General features: G+C 57.0%; 20 protein-coding genes. 10 read left to right on the top strand and 10 right to left on the bottom strand.

Features of this window, described 5'->3' with window-relative positions; all coding sequences use genetic code 11:
* The first annotated feature begins 106 nt into the window (after positions 1-106).
* Positions 107-430, top strand: a complete 324-nt coding sequence (locus tag IFT53_RS04710) for a YbaB/EbfC family nucleoid-associated protein (RefSeq protein ID WP_042616185.1) — start codon at positions 107-109, stop codon at positions 428-430.
* Between the two features lie 6 nt (positions 431-436).
* On the opposite strand, the gene IFT53_RS04705 is transcribed toward IFT53_RS04710, so the two are convergent.
* Entirely contained in the window at positions 437-1,051 is a 615-nt protein-coding gene (locus IFT53_RS04705) for an MOSC domain-containing protein (RefSeq protein WP_192063154.1), read from the bottom strand.
* A 55-nt stretch (positions 1,052-1,106) separates the two neighbouring features.
* On the opposite strand from IFT53_RS04705, the gene recR reads away from it, so the two are divergent.
* Positions 1,107-1,712: a recombination mediator RecR gene (gene recR / locus IFT53_RS04700; protein WP_192063155.1), complete on the top strand. Its 606-nt coding sequence runs from the start codon at positions 1,107-1,109 to the stop codon at positions 1,710-1,712.
* A gap of 11 nt (positions 1,713-1,723) precedes the next feature.
* Positions 1,724-2,989 (top strand): lytic murein transglycosylase, encoded by a 1,266-nt coding sequence (locus IFT53_RS04695; RefSeq protein WP_192063156.1) that lies wholly within the window; start codon positions 1,724-1,726, stop codon positions 2,987-2,989.
* 12 nt (positions 2,990-3,001) lie between these two features.
* Here the strand turns inward: IFT53_RS04695 and ubiB are convergent, their stop codons facing one another.
* Both ubiB and ubiE read right to left on the bottom strand, forming a co-directional pair.
* A complete protein-coding gene (gene ubiB, locus IFT53_RS04690; RefSeq protein WP_192063157.1) occupies positions 3,002-4,576 on the bottom strand; it encodes a 2-polyprenylphenol 6-hydroxylase in 1,575 nt (524 codons plus the stop codon).
* A 37-nt stretch (positions 4,577-4,613) separates the two neighbouring features.
* Positions 4,614-5,390, bottom strand: coding sequence for a bifunctional demethylmenaquinone methyltransferase/2-methoxy-6-polyprenyl-1,4-benzoquinol methylase UbiE (gene ubiE, locus IFT53_RS04685; RefSeq protein ID WP_192063158.1), 777 nt, complete (start codon positions 5,388-5,390; stop codon positions 4,614-4,616).
* A 145-nt stretch (positions 5,391-5,535) separates the two neighbouring features.
* On the opposite strand from ubiE, the gene mutM reads away from it, so the two are divergent.
* The 5 genes from mutM to IFT53_RS04660 all read left to right on the top strand — a co-directional run bounded on the left by mutM (position 5,536) and on the right by IFT53_RS04660 (position 10,754).
* The gene (mutM, locus tag IFT53_RS04680; protein ID WP_192063159.1) at positions 5,536-6,429 is read left to right on the top strand and encodes a bifunctional DNA-formamidopyrimidine glycosylase/DNA-(apurinic or apyrimidinic site) lyase; all 894 of its coding nucleotides are present in this window, start codon (positions 5,536-5,538) and stop codon (positions 6,427-6,429) included.
* A gap of 30 nt (positions 6,430-6,459) precedes the next feature.
* On the top strand, positions 6,460-7,233 hold the full coding sequence (locus IFT53_RS04675) for an enoyl-CoA hydratase (protein WP_042616192.1): 774 nt from the start codon (positions 6,460-6,462) through the stop codon (positions 7,231-7,233).
* Between the two features lie 252 nt (positions 7,234-7,485).
* A complete protein-coding gene (gene rpsT, locus IFT53_RS04670) occupies positions 7,486-7,752 on the top strand; it encodes a 30S ribosomal protein S20 (protein WP_042616193.1) in 267 nt (88 codons plus the stop codon).
* A gap of 771 nt (positions 7,753-8,523) precedes the next feature.
* Positions 8,524-10,086, top strand: a complete 1,563-nt coding sequence (gene dnaA / locus IFT53_RS04665; protein ID WP_192063160.1) for a chromosomal replication initiator protein DnaA — start codon at positions 8,524-8,526, stop codon at positions 10,084-10,086.
* A 233-nt stretch (positions 10,087-10,319) separates the two neighbouring features.
* Entirely contained in the window at positions 10,320-10,754 is a 435-nt protein-coding gene (locus tag IFT53_RS04660) for a DUF805 domain-containing protein (RefSeq protein ID WP_244656186.1), read from the top strand.
* 105 nt (positions 10,755-10,859) lie between these two features.
* Here IFT53_RS04660 and hemW read toward each other — a convergent pair whose 3' ends face one another.
* From hemW to rph, 3 genes are read right to left on the bottom strand one after another with little or no spacing between them, the layout of a single operon-like run.
* Positions 10,860-12,065: a radical SAM family heme chaperone HemW gene (gene hemW, locus IFT53_RS04655; RefSeq protein WP_192063162.1), complete on the bottom strand. Its 1,206-nt coding sequence runs from the start codon at positions 12,063-12,065 to the stop codon at positions 10,860-10,862.
* Entirely contained in the window at positions 12,065-12,709 is a 645-nt protein-coding gene (rdgB, locus tag IFT53_RS04650) for an RdgB/HAM1 family non-canonical purine NTP pyrophosphatase (RefSeq protein ID WP_192063163.1), read from the bottom strand. The genes hemW and rdgB overlap by 1 nt, the downstream gene beginning before the upstream one ends.
* A gap of 17 nt (positions 12,710-12,726) precedes the next feature.
* Complete coding sequence (rph, locus tag IFT53_RS04645) at positions 12,727-13,443, bottom strand: ribonuclease PH (RefSeq protein WP_042616197.1); 717 nt, start codon at positions 13,441-13,443, stop codon at positions 12,727-12,729.
* A gap of 159 nt (positions 13,444-13,602) precedes the next feature.
* On the opposite strand from rph, the gene hrcA reads away from it, so the two are divergent.
* On the top strand, positions 13,603-14,694 hold the full coding sequence (hrcA, locus tag IFT53_RS04640; RefSeq protein ID WP_192063164.1) for a heat-inducible transcriptional repressor HrcA: 1,092 nt from the start codon (positions 13,603-13,605) through the stop codon (positions 14,692-14,694).
* Between the two features lie 112 nt (positions 14,695-14,806).
* Positions 14,807-15,442: a nucleotide exchange factor GrpE gene (grpE, locus tag IFT53_RS04635; RefSeq protein WP_192063165.1), complete on the top strand. Its 636-nt coding sequence runs from the start codon at positions 14,807-14,809 to the stop codon at positions 15,440-15,442.
* A 127-nt stretch (positions 15,443-15,569) separates the two neighbouring features.
* On the opposite strand, the gene ptsN is transcribed toward grpE, so the two are convergent.
* The 4 genes from ptsN to lptB form a co-directional block, all read right to left on the bottom strand.
* Positions 15,570-16,031: a PTS IIA-like nitrogen regulatory protein PtsN gene (gene ptsN / locus IFT53_RS04630; protein ID WP_042616200.1), complete on the bottom strand. Its 462-nt coding sequence runs from the start codon at positions 16,029-16,031 to the stop codon at positions 15,570-15,572.
* Between the two features lie 79 nt (positions 16,032-16,110).
* Positions 16,111-16,689 carry a ribosome hibernation-promoting factor, HPF/YfiA family gene (gene hpf, locus IFT53_RS04625; RefSeq protein WP_192063166.1) on the bottom strand — a complete coding sequence of 193 codons (579 nt, stop codon included), beginning with the start codon at positions 16,687-16,689 and terminating at the stop codon, positions 16,111-16,113.
* 224 nt (positions 16,690-16,913) lie between these two features.
* Entirely contained in the window at positions 16,914-18,455 is a 1,542-nt protein-coding gene (gene rpoN, locus IFT53_RS04620; RefSeq protein WP_192063167.1) for an RNA polymerase factor sigma-54, read from the bottom strand.
* A gap of 182 nt (positions 18,456-18,637) precedes the next feature.
* Complete coding sequence (lptB, locus tag IFT53_RS04615) at positions 18,638-19,384, bottom strand: LPS export ABC transporter ATP-binding protein (RefSeq protein ID WP_162196011.1); 747 nt, start codon at positions 19,382-19,384, stop codon at positions 18,638-18,640.
* Positions 19,385-19,438 lie beyond the last annotated feature (54 nt).

Genomic DNA, 19,438 nt, shown 5'->3' with positions numbered 1-19,438 from the left:
GTGGGAACCGGTTTTGCGTCCGGAATTGCGTAAAAACAAAGAGCTTTAGTATTTCCTGTGAACCGGTGTTCACTGGAAATAATAAAGAAAATTACAGGAGTTTCGTATGCGTGACATCATGGGCATGATGGGCAAAGTCAAGGAAATGCAGGCCAAGATGGAGAAGATGCAGGAGGAGATTTCTGCGCTTGAAGTCGAAGGCAAATCCGGTGGCGGTCTGGTGACAGTGAAGATGAGCGGCAAAGGCTCGCTGCTCGGCGTGAAGATCGACCCGTCCCTGCTGAAAGAAGACGAAGTCGAAATTCTGGAAGATCTGCTGGTCGCAGCCCACAATGATGCCAAGCAGCGCGCCGAAGCCGTCACTGCCGAAAAGACCCGCGAAATCACAGCCGGTCTGCCAATTCCGCCCGGCATGAAGCTGCCGTTCTAAACACGCTTAGCCTTCCAGCATGGCCCTGAAACGGCTGGCAAGCGGTGTCGTGAGATAGGCCTCGCGTTCCGCTTGCGACAGGTTTTGGGGCCTGAAGCGCTGAAGGATAACGGGGATGGGCAGTTGGATGCCTTGATAGGGCGTCAAGGTGACGGTCTCCTCAGGCGCGATCATGCCGCCCTTCAACACACGGCAATAGAAGCCGGGCTGTCCCGCCTGTTTGAAGCGGGGCGCAAAATAGGCATCACCGACCCTGGCAGACAGCGTTGCGCAGGGAATGCGGGCGGCGGTGACTTCCAGTGCCACTTCTGCGGCCATCAGTTGATCTCCGACATTCATTTTTGCGCTATCGAGACCTTCGATGACGAGGTTCTCTCCGAAAAATCCGGGTTCGATGGAAAAACCAAGTTCGCGTGACCAGAAATCCAGATCGACAGAGCCCATGACGTAGATGGCCTGATCCGGCCCGCCGTGATGTTTCTTGTTCAGCACGGCATCACTGACGATCCCGGCCTGATCGATGAGTACCGCACCCTGCACCGGGTGTTTGAAAATCCCGGTCTTTGAGGTTTTTCCGGGCAGGACTTCTGCATCGCCCCGGCAGACTGTGCGTATTTTCATGGAATGCCTTCTGCTTATGATTCCCGTTATGACATTTATGCAGTAGAAAGCGCTCATGGCAAAACGAGTCACCGGCCCCGAAATCGAAAAACTCATTCAGCTTCTGGCAAAAGTGCCGGGGCTTGGTCCCCGTTCGGCGCGCCGCGCCGCACTTCACCTGATCAAGAAGAAAGAGCAGCTGCTTGGGCCGCTGGGGCATGCCATGGGCGATGCCTATGACAAGGTGAAGGTCTGCTCGCGCTGCGGCAATGTCGACACCATGGACCCTTGCACCGTGTGCACCGACGACCGGCGTGACCAGACGGTCATCATCGTGGTCGAGGACGTATCCGATCTCTGGGCGCTGGAACGTTCGGGCGCAATGAACACCGCCTACCACGTTCTGGGTGGTACGCTTTCCCCGCTCGATGGCGTGGGACCGGAAGATCTCAATATCAAAGGTTTGATCGAACGTGTGAGCGAAGGCGGTATTCAGGAGCTCATCATCGCGGTAAACGCAACGGTCGAGGGCCAGGCGACGGCCCATTACATCACCGACCGGCTGAGCGATCTCGGCGTCAGGATCACCCGGCTGGCGCATGGCGTTCCGGTTGGCGGAGAGCTCGACTATCTGGACGAGGGCACGCTGACCGCCGCATTGCGCGCCCGCACCCTTATCTGAAAGGAATACACATGCGCTCCACGATATCAGGCCCGGTTCTTGCCGCGGTCCTCTGCGCATTGTCCGCAGGCCCGTCTTCGGCGCAAACGGTGCCGACCGGTGCTGCCGCTGCCAGATATGATGCGCAGTTCAATGCATGGCTGAAGCAGGACATCTGGCCAGAGGCGCGCAAGGCGGGTATCTCACAGAATACGATCGAGGCATCACTTTCAGGCCTTTCCATCAACTGGAAACTGCCCGATCTCGTCATTCCCGGCCAGAAACCACCGAAGGAACAGGCGCAAAGCCAGGCAGAATTTTCCTCGCCCGGCGCCTATTTTTCCGAGCAGCGTTTGCAGGGGCTGGCGGCAACAGGTCGCTCGCTGGCGGCCACCCATGCCGCAACGTTAAAGCGCATCGAGGCAAAATATGGCGTTCCCGGTAATATATTGATTGCCGTCTGGGGTCGTGAATCCGGTTTCGGACGGGCAAAGCTGCCCAATGCCGTGATCGATGTGCTGGCCACCAAAGCCTATACCTCCACCCGCAAGGACATGTTCCGCGCAGAACTGATCGACGCCCTGAAGATTGTGGAGCGCGGCGATATTGAAGCGTCGAGAATAATGGGCTCATGGGCAGGCGCACTCGGCCAGCCGCAATTCATGCCCTCAAGCTATCTGAAATATGCCGTGGATTTCGATGGGGATGGCCGCCGCGATATCTGGAACTCCGTGCCGGATACGCTGGCATCCATCGCCAACTATCTTTCCACACGTGGCTGGCAGCGCAACCGCGACTGGGGCTTTGAAGTTTCCATACCAGACGCGGTATCCTGCGCGCAGGAAGGGCCGGATCTTGCCCGCCCGGTTACGGAATGGGCAAAGCTCGGGATTGCCAGAATCTCTGGAAAAGCGTTTCCGTCCAATGACTTGGATGCAGATGGCATGATGCTTGTGCCAGCAGGGCGCAATGGGCCTGAGTTCGTGGTGACGCCGAATTTCTACGTCATCAAGGAGTATAACAACTCCGATCTCTATGCGCTCTTCATCGGCAATCTGGCAGATCGCATCGCCTATAATGCCGGGCCGTTTCAGGCAAAATGGGGCGATGTCGGCTCCATGTTGCGCTCCGACGTGCTGTCCATGCAGAAAGCTCTTGTCGCCAAGGGCTATGATGTGGGCAAGGCGGATGGGCTGGCGGGTTTCAAGACGCGCCGTTCCCTCGGTGACTGGCAGGCCAAGAACGGGCTGCGCCCGACCTGCTTCCCGGATGCCTCCCTGAAGACGAAGCTCAGATAGAGCTTCCTCCCATCAACTGATCCTGATAGCGATATAGATGAGCGTGAGCGCGATGACCCAGAGTGCGGCGCGTCCCCATTTTGTGTGGCGCGCTTCCGCCTTGCCGATAGCTTCGGCTGTGCTCGCATCGAAACGCAGGCCGTGTTCGCTCATATAGACCAGATCGGCATGCAGCTTTTCCGTTTTGGCTGCGATCTCGGGCGCGGCTTCGGCTAGCTTGACGGCGGCTTTCAGCCCATCCTTGATGTCGGTTACGATGCGCTTTGGTCCAAGATTGTCCCTGATCCATGCGCTGACGACAGGATCTGCCGCCTTCCACATGTTGAAGCGCGGATTGAGAATGCGTGACACGCCTTCGACCACGACCATGGTCTTTTGCAGCATGACGAGTTCTGGCCGGGTTTCCATGTCGAATAGTTCTGTGACCTCGAACAGAAGCGTCAGCAGCTTGCCCATGGAGATGGTTTCGGCCGGTTGCCCATGGATGGGTTCGCCAATGGCGCGGATCGCCTGCGCAAAGCTTGCCATATCATGGTGGCCGGGCACATAGCCGGCTTCGAAATGCACTTCTGCCACGCGCATGTAATCGCGGGTGATGAAGCCATAGAGAATTTCGGCCAGAAACCTGCGTTCCTTTTTGCCCAGCCGCCCGGCAATGCCCATATCCACGGCCACGATCATGCCCTGCGGGTCCACGAAAAGGTTGCCGGGGTGCATATCGGCATGGAAAAAGCCATCGCGCAGGGTGTGACGCAGGAAGGACTGAATGAGCGTATCGGCCAGCGCATCGAGATCGTGACCGGCAGCCCTCAGGCCTTCAACGTCAGACATCTTGACGCCATCGATCCACTCCATGGTGACGACATCGCGGCCCGTGCGCTCCCAATCCACCTTCGGCACGCGAAAGCCGGGATCGTTTTTTGTGTTCTCCGCGATTTCGGAGAGGGCTGCGGCCTCAAGCCGCAAATCCATCTCGATTTTCGTCGTCTGTTCCAGTGCCCGCGTTACCTCGACCGGGCGCAGACGCCGCGCAGAGCGAATGAACCGCTGCTGCAGATCGGCAATCAGATACATGGCCTCCAGATCATTCTGGAAACGCTGGCGCACGCCGGGGCGGATGACCTTGACGGCCACTTTTTTCTGGCCGTTTGGCGTGCGCACCATGGCCGGGTGAACCTGCGCTATGGAGGCGGCGGCAATCGGCTCACCGAATTCTAGGTAGAGATCCGACATCGGACGCCCGAGCGATCCCTCGATATTGGCTCTTGCCGCAGCATTCGGGAAAAAGGCCATGCGGTCCTGCAAGCGCGACAGGTCTTCGGCAAAATCGGCACCGACAACATCCGGGCGTGTGGCCAGAAACTGGCCCATTTTCACATAGGATGGACCCAGCCGTTCGACGGCTGTTGCCAGCCGGTCACGCCGGTCGGCATGTTTGGCACGGTTACGGGCGAAGGGCTTGAGAAGTGCTTTTGCAAACTTGGACATGGTTGGAAGGTCTTGCGAAGGCAGGGCAAGCACCACGCCTTCGCGCACCAGAACCCAGCCAACCTTGGCCAGGCGTAAATATGCACCGGGCGTGCTCATGCGAATGCCTTCTTCCTGCTGCCAGTCATCATGTCGATTAAAGTTTCCAGCCGGAATGCAGCGCGGCAATGCCGCCTGTGTAATTGGTATAGGTGACGCGCGAAAAACCAGCCGTGCGGATCATGGCCGCGAAATCATCCTGATTGGGGAATTTGCGGATCGATTCCACCAGATACTGGTAGGGCTCGGCATCGCCGGTGATCATCTTGCCGAACTTAGGAATGGCGTTGAACGACCAGGCATCATAGACCTTGTCGAGGAGCGGCATGTCCACTTCGGAAAACTCCAGCACCAGAAGGCGTCCGCCACGCTTGAGAACCCGGTGCGCTTCCTTCAGCGCCACATCGATGCGCGGAACGTTGCGAATGCCGAAGGCCACCGTATAGGCATCAAAGCTTTTATCCTCGAAGGGAAGTTCTTCGGCATTCGCTTCCACGAAAGTCACATTGTCGGACAGTTTCTTCTTGGCGGCGCGCTCCTCGCCCACAGCCAACATCGAGCCGTTAATGTCGAGCACGGTAGAATGGGCAAGCCGGTTGGAGGCTTCGACGATGCGGAAGGCGATATCGCCCGTTCCACCCGCCACATCCAGCGTCTTGTAGGTCGGGTCCTTGCGCGGGTTGAGCGCGGCAATCATCGCGTCTTTCCAGAGCCGGTGCATGCCCGCCGACATCACGTCATTCATGATATCGTAGCGTTTGGCGACCTTGTGGAAGACCTCGTTGACCATGCCCTGCTTCTGGCCTTCTTCAACCTTGTGAAAACCATAGGAGGTTTCCATGCCGCCATTGGCGGTTGTGCGGGCTTCGGTCATCGGCGGTCTCCATCTTTAATTACGGGGCGGACCATAGCGGAAACAGGAATGCGACGCTATCTGTTGCGGCAGTTTATGCCTGCGACATGTATGTCCGCAGGATTTAGATCGCAAGACCGTCGCGGTAAACATGTGAGTTGAGCAGATGCCAGAATTGCCCGAAGTGGAAACCGTCAGACGCGGCCTCGCGCCGACCATGGAAGGTGCGCGCCTTGAAAAGCTTGTTCTGGGTCGCCCGGACCTGCGCTTTCCCTTCCCGGAAGGGTTTGCTGAGCTTGTGGAGGGAAAACGCATCGTTTCGCTGGGGCGGCGGGCGAAATATCTGCTGATCGAGCTGGAGGACGGACTGACGATCGTTTCGCATCTGGGCATGTCCGGCTCCTTTCGCATCGAGGATGAGGTGCAGGAGACGGATGCGCCCGGCGTGTTCCATCATCCGCGCTCCAAGGATGGCAAGCACGACCATGTCATCTTCCATCTGGACAAGGACGGAAAGCATGCGCAGGTCATCTATAATGACCCACGCCGTTTCGGCTTCATGCATCTGGTGGAGCGGTCCAACATCGATCTTTACCCCGCCTTTGCCGATCTTGGGCCGGAGCCGACCGGAAACGCGCTGAGCGCCGATTATCTGGCGCGCCGTTTTGCCGGAAAAAGCCAGCCGCTCAAAAGCACGCTGCTGGACCAGAAGGTCATTGCGGGGCTGGGCAATATCTATGTCTGTGAAGCGCTGTGGCGCGCACATCTCTCTCCTTTAAGAGCTGCGGGCACGCTTGTCACGAAAACGGACAAGCCGAGGGCATCGCTCATCGATCTCACCGAGAAAATCCGCGAGGTGATTGCCGATGCCATCGCCGCCGGTGGCTCGTCCCTGCGTGACCATATCCAGACGGATGGCACGCTTGGCTATTTCCAGCATTCCTTCTCGGTCTATGATCGGGAGGGTCATGCTTGCCCCACACCCGGTTGCGGGGGTACGGTTGAGCGGATCGTACAGGCGGGGCGCTCGACATTCTATTGTGCCGCTTGCCAGACATGACGCCAGGAAAAACGGGAGAGGACCCTCACCATGGATTATGAAACGCTGATCGTTGAGAAGCGCGACAATGTCGGCGTCATCACGCTCAATCGTCCGCAGGCGCTGAACGCGCTGAATGCCGCCTTGCTGAAAGAGCTGCGCCATATATTGGCGTCTTTTTCGACAGATGATTCCATCGGAGCGATTGTCATAACGGGTTCGCAAAAGGCCTTTGCGGCTGGCGCCGATATCAAGGAGATGCAGGCGCTTGATTTCGTCGATGCCTATCTCGGCGATTTTCTGGGCGGCTGGGACGATGTGGCGGCAAGCCGCAAGCCTGTCATTGCGGCAGTATCCGGCTTTGCGCTGGGCGGCGGCTGCGAGCTGGCGATGATGTGCGATTTCATCATTGCCTCGGATAGCGCCAAATTCGGACAGCCGGAGATCACACTGGGCATCATTCCGGGCATGGGCGGCTCCCAGCGCTTGACGCGCGCCGTGGGCAAGGCCAAGGCCATGGACATGGTGCTGACAGGCCGCAAGATGGATGCGCAGGAGGCAGAGCGCGCAGGGCTTGTTTCCCGCATCGTTCCGCAGGAACGGCTGATGGATGAGGCTGTGGAGGCCGCTGGCGTCATCGCATCGCTCTCCCGTGCCTCAGTGCTGATGGCAAAGGAAAGCGTCAACCGGTCCTTTGAAGGCACATTGAGCGAAGGCCTGCGGTTTGAGCGCCGTCTGTTTCAGTCGCTCTTTGCTACGCAGGATCAGAAGGAAGGCATGGCGGCTTTTGCGGAGAAGAGAAAACCCGTCTTCAGAAATCGCTAGGTGAAACCGCCTGCGATGCTCTAGAGAACTTCATGTGTTTTGAGTCCGCTTCGCTCCAAGGATTCGGAATATCAGCGTTTTTACTGTAAATGCGCGTTGACGGGCAGCTGCTTTAAGGCTATATGCCCGCCCACGGTTAGGAAAAGCCATCCGGCTTATTCCAATTACTCCCGCACTCTTTGGAACGCGAGGTCTTTGAAGGACCTGATCCTGTGGTTGCGGATTTTGGTTTGAATTCGAAGAGAGGCATACATGGCCAATACAACTTCGGCGAAAAAGGCGACTCGCAAGATCGCTCGCCGTACTGAAGTCAACAAGGCTCGTCGTTCGCGCGTTCGTGGTTTCATTCGCAAGGTCGAAGAAGCCATCGCAACAGGTGATCTGGCAGTTGCAACAGAAGCGCTGAAAGTAGCGCAGCCTGAGATCCAGCGCGCTGCTACTCGCGGCGTTATGCCTGGCAACACGGCAGACCGTAAGGTGTCCCGTCTTGCACAGCGCGTGAAGGCACTGATGGCCTAATCCGGCTAACACATTTTCATCTAAAAAAAGCCCGGTCTCTCGACCGGGCTTTTTTTCGTTTATCATAGATCTTTAACGATCATCTCAAAAACATGATGCTTCTGCGTCAATGAGATGACGGAAAAGTACCTTATAAATCAATGGCTTGTGAAAGGTAATGAAAATACGATCTTCTTTACGTAGGGGAAGACGGGGCAAAGATTGTGTCAAGAGAATTTTTATTTTTCTCCCAAATCGGCCCTTAAAAAAGACAGGAAATTGAATCTCATTGATTCATAAGAGATTCTCCAGACGGGCATGAAGGCGATGCAAAACGGCCCCTGTGAGTCAATGGTCGATCTTCCGAATCAAAGAAATATCGGCATTGATCTCCCACCCTGATCCTGCCTAAATGGATCTCGACAAGGGGCAAGGATTTCTATCCACAAGCTATCTCGATCCTTGAGTATCGAAGGCACATGCTTCTTGCGGACGAATTCTGTTTGGGTTCGTTTTTTCAAGTATTGGGGTCGTTTTGGTCGCAATCCTACAGGTTGTGGAAATGCGAAACCGCGCCTCGGCGTTTGATTAATGTGTGTTGCAGGAGTTCGTAGATGAGTAATCGCAGGCCTCTCCATGATGTAGAGGATAATGGGATAACCGGCTCGCGGTGAGATAAGTGGCTCAAGGACATACTTTCGAGGGGGATGTCTGAGAGAGAATAAGAACGAGGGGTATCCCTGACGGGCGTTGGTTCGTCAGGCTATGATTGGCAATTTGAAAGGCGGCAATATGCAAATGAATTTGATGGGTGCGGTATCGAACGGGGACCGCACACCGAAGGCATGTGATGCAGCTGAGACTGATGCGGCAGGGGACAAGCAAGCTATGAAGCATGACGCGCTGTTCGAACGTTTTAGCGCGCGCCTCAAGGCACAGGTTGGACCGGAAGTATATGCAAGCTGGTTCGCACGTCTGAAACTTCACTCGGTTTCAAAAAGCGTCGTGCGTTTTACGGTTCCGACGACATTTTTGAAGTCATGGATCAACAATCGCTACATCGATCTCATCACCACGCTCGTCCAGAGCGAGGATGCCGATGTCTTGAAGGTCGAAATTCTGGTTCGCTCGGCCAGCCGCCCGGCACGGCCAGTAGCCGTTGAGGAAGATGCGCAGCCTGTATCCGAGATCAGCACATCGATACAGAGGGCAAAGCCCTTCCTGCCGCCACAGCCACCTGCAGCAAATGTGCAGATGTCTGGCGCCTCTGCAACGCTCACGCGCCATTCAGGCTCCGGTCCTTTGTTCGGATCGCCGCTCGACAGCCGCTTCACCTTCGATACTTTTGTCGAGGGATCGTCCAACCGCGTGGCGTTGGCCGCAGCCAAGACCATTGCCGAGGCCGGCGCCGGTGCCGTTCGGTTCAACCCACTCTTCATCCATGCGGGTGTTGGCCTTGGAAAGACGCATCTTCTTCAGGCGATTGCCAATGCCGCCATCGATAGCCCGCGCAACCCGCGCGTCGTCTATCTGACTGCTGAATATTTTATGTGGCGTTTCGCGACCGCGATCCGTGACAATGACGCGCTGACGCTGAAAGACACGCTGCGCAATATCGATCTTCTTGTCATCGATGACATGCAGTTCCTGCAGGGCAAGATGATCCAGCACGAATTCTGCCATCTGCTCAACATGCTGCTCGACAGCGCGAAGCAGGTTGTCGTGGCCGCAGACCGTGCGCCATGGGAACTGGAATCGCTTGACCCACGTGTTCGCTCGCGTCTTCAGGGCGGCATGGCCATCGAGGTCGAAGGTCCTGATTACGAGATGCGTCACGAAATGCTGACCCAGCGCATTGCAGTCGCCCGTCAGGAAGACCCAGGCTTCGATATTCCCGAAGAAATCGTCTCCCACGTGGCCCGCAGCGTAACAGCCAGCGGCCGTGAACTGGAAGGCGCTTTCAACCAGCTGATCTTCCGCCGTTCCTTCGAGCCGAACCTTTCGGTCGAGCGTGTCGATGAGCTTCTGGCCCATCTGGTGGGTTCAGGCGAGCCAAAGCGCGTGCGCATCGAAGACATTCAGCGCATTGTCGCCAGACATTACAATGTCTCTCGCCAGGAACTGGTATCCAACCGCCGCACACGCGTCATCGTCAAGCCGCGCCAGATCGCCATGTATCTCGCCAAGATGCTGACACCTCGCTCCTTCCCGGAAATCGGCCGTCGCTTTGGCGGACGCGATCACACAACGGTTCTGCACGCGGTGCGCAAGATTGAGGAACTGATCGGCGGCGACACCAAGCTCGGCCATGAGGTTGAGTTGCTGAAGCGCCTGATCAACGAAAACAACGCGTAAAGACGGCGGCCGGGAAAACGGCCCCGCCTGAATATCTGCCCGCCACATCAAGACCGGCCCTCGCTCCAATAGCGACGGCCGGTCTTTCTTCTTGTAACTGTGGATTGCGCATGATTATCTAATAATCGGAAACGGTGTTCATATCGCTCTCACCTGCCAGGCTGTGATATCAGCGCGCGCTAAATGCGGTTTGAAATCTGTTATCGTGATTTGAAAAGATGGAAGGGAATGGCTTGGGAAGTTCGTCGTATTGGCACTGGATCATCATCCTCGTCCTCATTTTCTTCCCACTGATTTTCGTCTTCAGGTCACCGCCATCTGGCCCCAACAGGTTTGGGGCGGCGCCCATGCCGATGAGTTTCGGTGAGGCCATTGCCAGTTTTTTCAGAAACTTTGTCAACTTCCAGGGCAGGGCGGCGCGCTCGGAATATTGGTTCTCATTCCTGTTCGTTTTCTGCAGTTCCGTTGTCATCGAGATCATTGATAATAGTGGGATTATCAGCCTGATCTGGTCGCTCATCCTGTTTTTACCGTCGATTGCAGTCGCTGCCCGCCGCCTTCACGATATCAACCGCAGCGGCTGGCATCAGCTTCTCTATTGTTTCGCCCCGGTCGGGCTCATCGTCGTCATCGTCTGGTACTGCACGCCGGGTCGCGACGAGACCTGACGGAAGAGGCGACTGTGCGATCTGCGCATCGCTACCCACAGATGGGTGATGGGGATGAGCAGCGTGCTGCCTGACGATGGACTTTGTGGAATGTCTGTGCAGGCCTCAACAGGCCAGATCGGCGACGACCGAATCCAGAATGAGCATGCCGGATGGCGTGCAGCGCAGGCGTGAATTTCCCAGGCGCTCTATGAAGCCATGCTTCAGTAAAAACTCTTCCTTGTCCGGGTCCAGATCGCGGCCGGAAAGGTCGCTCCAGCGGGCAAGATCAACGCCTTCGCGCAGGCGCAGGCCCATGAGCAGCAGCTCGTCGGACTGTTCTTCAACGCCCAGAAGCTCCTGATCCAGAATGCCGTGGCCATCACGCTCGACGGTTTCGAGCCATGTTTCCGGATGACGTTCGGTCGCCGTCGCCAGTTTGGATCCGCCGGTGGTGAGACGCCCGTGGGCGCCGGGGCCGATACCGGCATAATCGCCATAGCGCCAATAGGTCAGATTATGACGGCTTTCTGCGCCGGGCCTTGCGTGGTTGGACACCTCATAGGCGGGCATGCCGTGGCGGGCGGTGATCTCCTGCGTTGCCTCGTAAAGCAGCGCGGATTGGTCGCCATCCGGCACAATCAGCTTGCCGGCCTTGTGCAGACCGTAAAAGGCGGTGCCTTCCTCGATGGTCAACTGGTAGAGCGACAGGTGATCAACGGCATAAGAAATCGCTTCGACAAGCTCCTTCTCCCACTCGTCCACCGTCTGGTTCGGGCGGGCATAGATCAGGTCGAAGGACATGCGTGGGAAAATCTCGCGGGCCAGCCGGATGGCTTTCAGTGCGTCGGCCACATCATGCAGGCGGCCCAGAAATTTAAGGTCACGGTCATTCAGTGCCTGTACGCCCATGGAGACGCGATTGACACCGGCTGCTCTGTAGCCTCGAAACCGTTCCGCTTCCACGCTGGAAGGGTTGGCTTCCATGGTGATCTCGATACCATCAGGCACATGCCAGAAGCGTGCAATGCCATCCAATATGGCGCCCACCGTTTGCGGGTCCATCAGTGAAGGCGTGCCCCCGCCCAGAAACACGCTGGAGACGACTTTTGCGCCGCTTAGTTGCCGCATGGTTTCCATCTCGCGAAGGAAAGCGGAGACGAACCGATCCTGATCCACCGGCTTGTGGCGGACATGGCTGTTGAAATCGCAATAGGGGCATTTGGCCGCGCAGAAGGGCCAATGCACGTAAATGCCGAAACCGGGCTCGCCGGTATCGGGCAACATCGTCACATCAGGGGCAGGGGAGAACCTGCTCCCAAGATCGATCATCATGCGTCCAGACAGGTTTCGACAAATATCTTGAAGGCGCGGGCGCGGTGGGATAGCGCCTGCGCATCGCCGGGCTTCCAGCCATGCTTCTCATCGGATGTCATCTCGCCGAAGGTCGTTTCATAGCCTTCCGGCTGGAAGATGGGGTCGTAACCGAAGCCACTTGCGCCACGGGGTGGCCATGCGACAGTGCCTTCGATCTCCCCGCGGAAATACTCCGTGTGGCCATCTGGCCAGGCAAGGCACAGCACGCTGACAAAGCGGCATGTGCGGGCGGAAGTTTCCGTCGCACCGTTCTTTTGAAGGGCGTCTTCGACCTTTTGCATCGCCATGGCAAAATCACGCGTGCCATCAGCCGTTTCCGCCCAATTGGCAGTGTAGACACCGGGTGCGCCGTCAAGCGCATCGATCACCAGACCACTATCGTCGGAAAGCGATGGCAAGCCAGAGGCCTTGGCAGAGGCAAGCGCCTTGATGGCCGCGTTTTCCTCGAATGTCGTGCCTGTCTCGTCGGGTTCGGCGAAATTCAGCTCAGCGGCGGATTTCGCGGAAAAGCCGAGCGGACCGATCAGATCGGAAATCTCGGCAATCTTGCCCTTGTTGTGGCTGGCAACGACAATGGTTCTGGTGTCGAGTTTGCGCATGGTTTTAACGTCCTTGATCAGGCAATCGCCTGCTTCTGCATCTCAACGAGTTCCGCGCAGCCGGTTTTGGCAAGGCCCAGCAGCGTGAGAAATTCCGTTTCGCTAAAGGGTGCGCCTTCGGCTGTGCCCTGAATTTCGACAATGCCGCCGGAGCCGGTCATGACGAAGTTCGCGTCTGTTTCGGCAGAGGAATCTTCCAGATAATCCAGATCGATCACTGGCTGGCTGGCAAAGATGCCGCAGGAAATGGCGGCGATATGGTCTTTCAAGACCTTCTCCACCTTGATCATGTTGCGGGTTTCCATCCACTTCAGGCAATCATGCAAGGCAATCCACGCGCCGGTGATGGACGCTGTGCGGGTGCCGCCATCCGCCTGGATCACATCGCAGTCGATGCTGATCTGACGCTCACCCAGCGCCTGAAGATCAACCACGGCCCGCAGCGAGCGGCCAATGAGACGCTGGATTTCCTGCGTGCGACCACCCTGCTTGCCGGTAGACGCCTCGCGGCGCATCCGCTCGTGCGTGGAGCGCGGCAGCATGCCGTATTCTGCGGTAACCCAGCCCTTGCCGCTGTTGCGCAGCCATGGTGGCGTCTTTTCTTCAAGGCTGGCCGTGACGAGCACATGCGTATCGCCGAATTTCACCAGACAGGAACCCTCGGCGTGTTTGGAGAAATTGCGCTCGAAAGAAACTTTGCGCATCTGATCGGTTTTTCTGCCTGAAGGCCGCATAGGGGTCGTCTCCGTTTTAATCTCCGCGTCTTAAGGCCGTGACACCGGTTTTGCAAAGGAAAAGCGGGCCATGGCTTTGGCATATGCAATTTCCATTGTCACTTAACGACGCGAACGACTATATTCCATGTGCTACTGACAGAACGAAGAGTTGAGTGAATGGGCGTTTCTCATCCGAGCGGAAAAGAACCGGGCGCGCTGCTGGATGATCGCTCACGCGAGATTTTCCGCCGCATCGTGGAAGGCTATCTCGAAAACGGTGAGCCGCTGGGCTCGCGCAGCCTCTCGCGCCTGTTGCCCATGTCTCTGTCACCAGCCTCTGTTCGCAATGTGATGAGCGATCTTGAAGAGCTTGGCCTCATCTACTCTCCCCATATCAGCGCCGGGCGATTGCCGACGCAGACGGGCCTACGCTTTTTCGTGGATGCCTTCATGCAGGTGGGGGACCTGCCGGAAGAACAGCGCGCCAGCATCGACCGGCAGATCGGGCCCGTATCCGGGCGTGAGCAGCCAATCGAGGGCCTGCTGACGGAGGCCAGCCGAATGCTGTCGGGCATGTCGCGTGGCGCGGGCCTTGTGCTGACGACCAAAAGCGATGCGGTGCTGAAGCATGTCGAATTTATAAGGCTCGAACCGACCAAGGGTCTCGCCATTCTGGTGGGAGACAACAATCAGGTCGAAAACCGGATCATCGAACTGCCAGCGGGGATCACCTCCTCGCAACTCACCGAGGCCGCCAACTTCATCAATGCGCATCTGGCAGGGCAAACGCTACCAGAACTGCGCACGCAGCTCTTGCAGCAGAAGGATGCCTTGCAGACGGCGCTCAGCACATTGGCGCAGGATCTCGTTGAGCGCGGCCTAGCCGTCTGGTCTGGCGACAATGAAGAGGGCAAGCTGGGTCGTTTGATTGTGCGCGGACGCTCCAACCTGCTGGAAGGTCTGGCCGGTGAGGAAGACATCGACCGTGTGCGCCTGCTGTTCGACGATCTTGAGCGCAAGGACAACCTGATCGAGGTTCTCAACCTGGCTGAGACAGGATCGGGCGTCAGGATTTTCATCGGTTCGGAAAACAAGCTGTTTTCGCTATCAGGCTCTTCCTTGATTGTTGCGCCTTACCGAGATGATGAAAACCGGGTGGTGGGCGCCGTGGGTGTCATTGGGCCAACGCGGCTGAATTACTCGCGGATCGTGCCAATGGTGGATTACACCGCCCAGATCATGGCTCGCCTGTCCAGCAAACGACGTTGATTGTGAAAACCTGCCGGTGAATAGGAGATGGTTTGCCTGCAAGCCTTGATTTTTGCTTGGCAAAGCTCGATATCGGGCACAACCCATAACAGATCTAAAGCTGGAGAACGTCATGACCGATGACACGAACAAGAACGGACCCGACGCAGACGTCGTCGACGAGGCACTTGAGGCGCTGGAAATCGATAATGATGCGCCTGAGCAGGGCGAGCCTGATCCGATTGATGTGCTGAAGGCGGAAAATTCCGAACTGCGCGACAAGTTCCTGCGCCTTGCCGCTGAAATGGACAATCTTCGTCGCCGCACAGAGCGTGAAGTCAAGGATGCCAAGGCCTATTCCGTGGCAGGCTTTGCCCGCGACATGCTGGCCGTATCCGACAATCTGCGCCGCGCACTCGACACCATTCCTGAAGAGTTGAAGACAAACTCCGAAGCTGGCATTGCCGGACTGATCGAAGGCGTCGATATGACGGAACGCTCGATGCTGTCTGCGCTGGAGCGTCACGGCGTGCGCAAGATGGATGCGGAAGGCCAGAAATTCGACCCGAATTTCCATCAGGCCATGTTCGAAATCCCCAATACGGCCGTTGCCAACAACACGGTCGTGCAAGTTGTTCAGGCTGGCTTCACCATTGGTGACCGCGTCTTGCGTCCGGCGATGGTCGGCGTTTCCAAGGGTGGCCCAAAGGGTGACGCGCCAACGACACCTGAGCCAGGCACCTCAAGCGTCAACGAAAAAGACGCGTGATATCTTTGGCCATCTCCATGTGAGGTGGCCGAGCCTTTTTAAGAGTGATCAGCCCCGCCACACCGGCGGGGTTTTTCGTGGATGCTTGTGGAGATGTTGGGGTGGTGCAAGGTCCCGAACCAGCGTGTCAGGCCGCGTTGGCCTGTTCCTGGTTCAGGAATGTGTAGATCGCCGTATCCGAATCCGTTGCGCGCAGTTTTGCCACCAACTCGGGATCGCGCAGCACGCGGGCGATGCGCGAAAGCGCCTTGAGGTGATCTGCACCGGCACCTTCCGGCGCCAGAAGCAGGAAGACCAGATCTACGGGCTGATCGTCCAGCGCTTCGAAATCGACCGCATTTTCAAGACGTGCGAAGACGCCAACGATCGTATCGATACTGGCAAGTTTGCCGTGGGGAATGGCGATGCCGTGGCCGACGCCGGTCGAGCCCAGTCGCTCACGCTGCAGGATGACGTCGAACACTTCCCGTTCTGCCACACCCGTTATTCTGGATGCTCTCGCCGCCAGTTCCTGAAGCAGCTGCTTCTTGGAATTGACTCGGAGGGCGGGAATAATCGCATCGAGTTGCAGCAAATCTGCCAACGCCATTCTGTTTATCCTTCATGCGATCGAGGCGGGTCGGGAGTGCTGCCAAACGGCTGCGCCCCCGACGCCTTTATCAGACTGTTCAGTTCTTGATCGTTGCTGCGTCGATCCAGCCGATGTTTCCATCGGTGCGACGATACACGATATTCAGTTCCTTGGCTGGGCTGCGGAACAGCAGCACCGGCTCATCCGTCATGTCGAGTGCCATGACAGCACTTGCGACCGTCATGGTTTTGACCTGCTTGGACGTTTCGGCAACAATCGTTGGCGCGAAATCTTCCGGCAGTTCCTCGTCCTCATCGGGCACGGCATCCATCACGGTATATGGAAATTCTTCCATCATGCCGTTGGCCGAAGCACCGTTGTGGTGGTGGTCCTTCAATTTTCTCTTATATCTGCGAAGCCGCTTTTCGATGCGCTGGGCTGCAGCATCGAAGCTGGCCTGCGGGTCGTTGGCTTGCCCGGCTGCGTGCAGGACCACCCCGGTATCGAGATGGATCTTGCAATCGGCCGAGAAACCCGCGCCGGATTTCTCTACAGTAACTTGACCAGAATACCCCCCATCAAAGTATTTGGTAATCGCCAGGCTAATGTTGTCCTCGATCCTCTGACGGAACGATTCGCCGATATCCATATGTTTACCAGATACACGCACACTCATGGAATTTTTCCTTTTTCAGTGATTTGCGCATACCAGCTTACGTCAAGGAAGACGCTCATCCAAGCGTTTCGAAACACTTTAAGTGTCATTCCGGACTGGCGCCCCAGCGACGTGGTCAATTTAGCGTTGATGGGCCCTCAGCCATCTGTGCGGCGAGCTTCTAGCCGTGGTGGGGGCAAGAGTCAAACAACATTATTAACATTTTGAAATATATGAATATTTCGTTACGCCGTCGCAACTTTTGCCATGGCTTTTTTCTCTCTTCGCCTCTGGACGGAGGAGGGAATATTCATCGCTTCACGATATTTTGCGACCGTTCGCCGCGCCAGTTCGACGCCGGTTTTCTTGAGATTGTCGACAATATCATCATCTGAAAGAACACTGTCGGGCGCTTCCTGCGCAATCATGATCTTGATGCGATGGCGCACTGCCTCGGCCGAATGGCTGTCACCACCCTCGACCGCGCCAATCGAAACGCTGAAGAAATATTTGAGCTCAAAAAGTCCACGCGGCGTCAGCATATATTTGCGCGATGTGACGCGGCTGACGGTGGACTCATGCATCTTGATCGCATCGGCAACCTGCTTGAGGTTGAGCGGGCGAAGATGATCGACGCCATGGAGCAGAAAGGCATCCTGCTGGCGCACGATTTCGTTGGCGACCTTCATGATGGTTCTGGCGCGCTGGTCAAGGCTGCGGGTCAGCCAGCTGGCCGTCTGCATACATTCGGACAGAAACTCCTCATCTTCGCCCTTGCGCGCCTTGACCTTGGACACTTCGGAAAAATAGGTGTGATTGACCAGCACACGCGGCAAGGTTTCCGGGTTGAGTTCAATCAACCAGCCGCCATCGCTTGAGGGACGCACGATGATGTCGGGAATGATTGTATCGGCATTACCCGTTTCAAAGCCAGCGCCGGGACGCGGATTGAGCGACCTGATCTCGGCCAGCATGTCGAGAAGATCGTCTTCACCCACGCCGCACAGGCGCTTCAGCGAGACGAAATCGCGCTTGGCGAGAAGCTCGAGATTGCCAACAAATGCCTTCATCGCCGGGTCGAGACGATCCTGCTGGGCAAGCTGAATGGAAAGGCACTCGCTGAGGGAGCGCGCAAAAACACCGGGCGGATCGAGGGTTTGTAACGCCTTCAGCACCGTCTCGATCTCGCCCTTGGATGTGTTCAGGCGCTCTGAAATATCGTCCAGCGCATCGGCTGCGAGATAGCCGGTCTCATCGAGGTAATCCAGAAGCGCATCGGCAATGATCCGCTCCCGCGGAAGCGATACGGTAAAGGGAAGCTGTTGGCCAATATGGTCTCGCAGGCTTGGTTTGCTCGCGACGAAATCATCCAGATCGTAGGATTCGCCCGCTTCCGCGCCCGGCATAGACTTCCACTGGCCGACAAGCTCTGGCGCATCAGCCTTGGCGGGGGCGGTGTCATCCTGAAAGACGTTTTCGAAATTGGTGTCGAGCTGTTCATTCAGCGTGCTGGCGCGATCGCCATACCATTCCTCCGTGTCATGGGAGGCGTCGGAAACCGGCTCGGGCGGTTCAGGATGACGATCAAAGCCATCATCGGCCGCGGCGGTGACCATATCCGTGTCATTTGCCACTATTTCGAGCAGAGGATTTTTTTCGGCTTCCTGGGCAATGAATTGCGTCAGCTCAATATGCGTCATCTGAAGCAGTTGAATGGACTGCATCAGTTGTGGGGTCATGACCAAAGACTGGTTTTGACGCAACAAAAGACTGGCGGACAAGGCCATGGCGGACGCTAAACTCCCATAAACCCCTTCGTCTCCGACTTTTTTGCAAAAGTTTGGGCGGCGAAGTCTGACTTGGCCCAAAAATTGCTTTTTATTCTTGTTTGGTCAAGCTCAGTTGGGGGCGGGGATAAAGAATCTTTGGGCGGGTGACGCTGGCTGCGTCACTTTTATGGGCCTATCCGTCAAAGGCTGAAGTTGTTGCCGAGATAGAGGCGGCGCACTTCCGCGTTGTCGACGATTTCCGAGGCCCGGCCATGGGTCAGAACCTCACCCGCATGGATGATGTAGGCGCGGTCAATAAGTCCGAGCGTTTCTCGCACATTGTGGTCGGTGATGAGAACGCCGATGCCACGAGCCGTGAGGTGGCGCACGAGATTCTGAATATCGCTGACCGAGATCGGATCGACGCCCGCAAAGGGCTCATCCAGCAGCATGAAGGTCGGGTCTGTCGCCAGAGCTCTCGCAATTTCAAGACGGCGTCGCTCACCGCCCGAAAGGGCAACGGCTGGCGACTTGCGCAGGTTCGAGATGTGAAACTCTTCCAGGAGTTCATCGAGCTTGCGATTGCGCTTCGTCTCGTCGCGCTCATGCACTTCAAGAACCGCACGAATATTGTCTTCGACGCTCAAGCCACGAAAGATCGACGCTTCTTGCGGAAGGTACCCAACACCCAGACGCGAGCGGCGATACATCGGCATAGACGTCACGTCATTGCCATTGATGGCGATCTTGCCGGCATCAACAGGAACGAGGCCCGTGATCATGTAGAAGCAAGTCGTCTTGCCAGCGCCGTTGGGGCCAAGCAGCCCCACCGCTTCACCGCGACGAACGACAAGAGACACGCCGTTGACAACGCGGCGCGTATTATAGGTCTTGGTCAGGCCCTGGGCAATCAATGTGCCCTCATAGCGCGCCTTGTCGGCGGACATGCTGTCCGTTTCCGATGCGCGCGCAGAGCCTGCGCCAAAAAGCTTTGAGATGGA

Source organism: Rhizobium sp. CFBP 13644, assembly GCF_014842165.1.
Classification (GTDB): Bacteria; Pseudomonadota; Alphaproteobacteria; order Rhizobiales; family Rhizobiaceae; genus Agrobacterium; species Agrobacterium tumefaciens_C.
Note: the sequence above shows the minus strand (reverse complement) of the source record. Positions and strands in the feature narration are given on the sequence as shown.

Bases quoted from the DNA above. Each gene is read 5' to 3' on its own strand.
- IFT53_RS04705 (WP_192063154.1), bottom strand. From the start codon at position 1,051: ATGAAAATACGCACAGTCTGCCGGGGCGATGCAGAAGTCCTGCCCGGA.
- rdgB (WP_192063163.1), bottom strand. From the start codon at position 12,709: ATGCGCAAACTCGACACCAGAACCATTGTCGTTGCCAGCCACAACAAG.
- hpf (WP_192063166.1), bottom strand. From the start codon at position 16,689: ATGAGTGTGCGTGTATCTGGTAAACATATGGATATCGGCGAATCGTTC.
- ptsN (WP_042616200.1), bottom strand. From the start codon at position 16,031: ATGGCGTTGGCAGATTTGCTGCAACTCGATGCGATTATTCCCGCCCTC.
- hrcA (WP_192063164.1), top strand. From the start codon at position 13,603: ATGGGCGTTTCTCATCCGAGCGGAAAAGAACCGGGCGCGCTGCTGGAT.
- IFT53_RS04675 (WP_042616192.1), top strand. From the start codon at position 6,460: ATGGATTATGAAACGCTGATCGTTGAGAAGCGCGACAATGTCGGCGTC.
- rph (WP_042616197.1), bottom strand. From the start codon at position 13,443: ATGCGGCCTTCAGGCAGAAAAACCGATCAGATGCGCAAAGTTTCTTTC.
- dnaA (WP_192063160.1), top strand. From the start codon at position 8,524: ATGCAAATGAATTTGATGGGTGCGGTATCGAACGGGGACCGCACACCG.
- lptB (WP_162196011.1), bottom strand. From the start codon at position 19,384: ATGTCCGCCGACAAGGCGCGCTATGAGGGCACATTGATTGCCCAGGGC.
- grpE (WP_192063165.1), top strand. From the start codon at position 14,807: ATGACCGATGACACGAACAAGAACGGACCCGACGCAGACGTCGTCGAC.
- recR (WP_192063155.1), top strand. From the start codon at position 1,107: ATGGCAAAACGAGTCACCGGCCCCGAAATCGAAAAACTCATTCAGCTT.
- IFT53_RS04710 (WP_042616185.1), top strand. From the start codon at position 107: ATGCGTGACATCATGGGCATGATGGGCAAAGTCAAGGAAATGCAGGCC.
- hemW (WP_192063162.1), bottom strand. From the start codon at position 12,065: ATGATCGATCTTGGGAGCAGGTTCTCCCCTGCCCCTGATGTGACGATG.
- rpsT (WP_042616193.1), top strand. From the start codon at position 7,486: ATGGCCAATACAACTTCGGCGAAAAAGGCGACTCGCAAGATCGCTCGC.
- IFT53_RS04695 (WP_192063156.1), top strand. From the start codon at position 1,724: ATGCGCTCCACGATATCAGGCCCGGTTCTTGCCGCGGTCCTCTGCGCA.
- rpoN (WP_192063167.1), bottom strand. From the start codon at position 18,455: ATGGCCTTGTCCGCCAGTCTTTTGTTGCGTCAAAACCAGTCTTTGGTC.
- ubiE (WP_192063158.1), bottom strand. From the start codon at position 5,390: ATGACCGAAGCCCGCACAACCGCCAATGGCGGCATGGAAACCTCCTAT.
- mutM (WP_192063159.1), top strand. From the start codon at position 5,536: ATGCCAGAATTGCCCGAAGTGGAAACCGTCAGACGCGGCCTCGCGCCG.
- ubiB (WP_192063157.1), bottom strand. From the start codon at position 4,576: ATGAGCACGCCCGGTGCATATTTACGCCTGGCCAAGGTTGGCTGGGTT.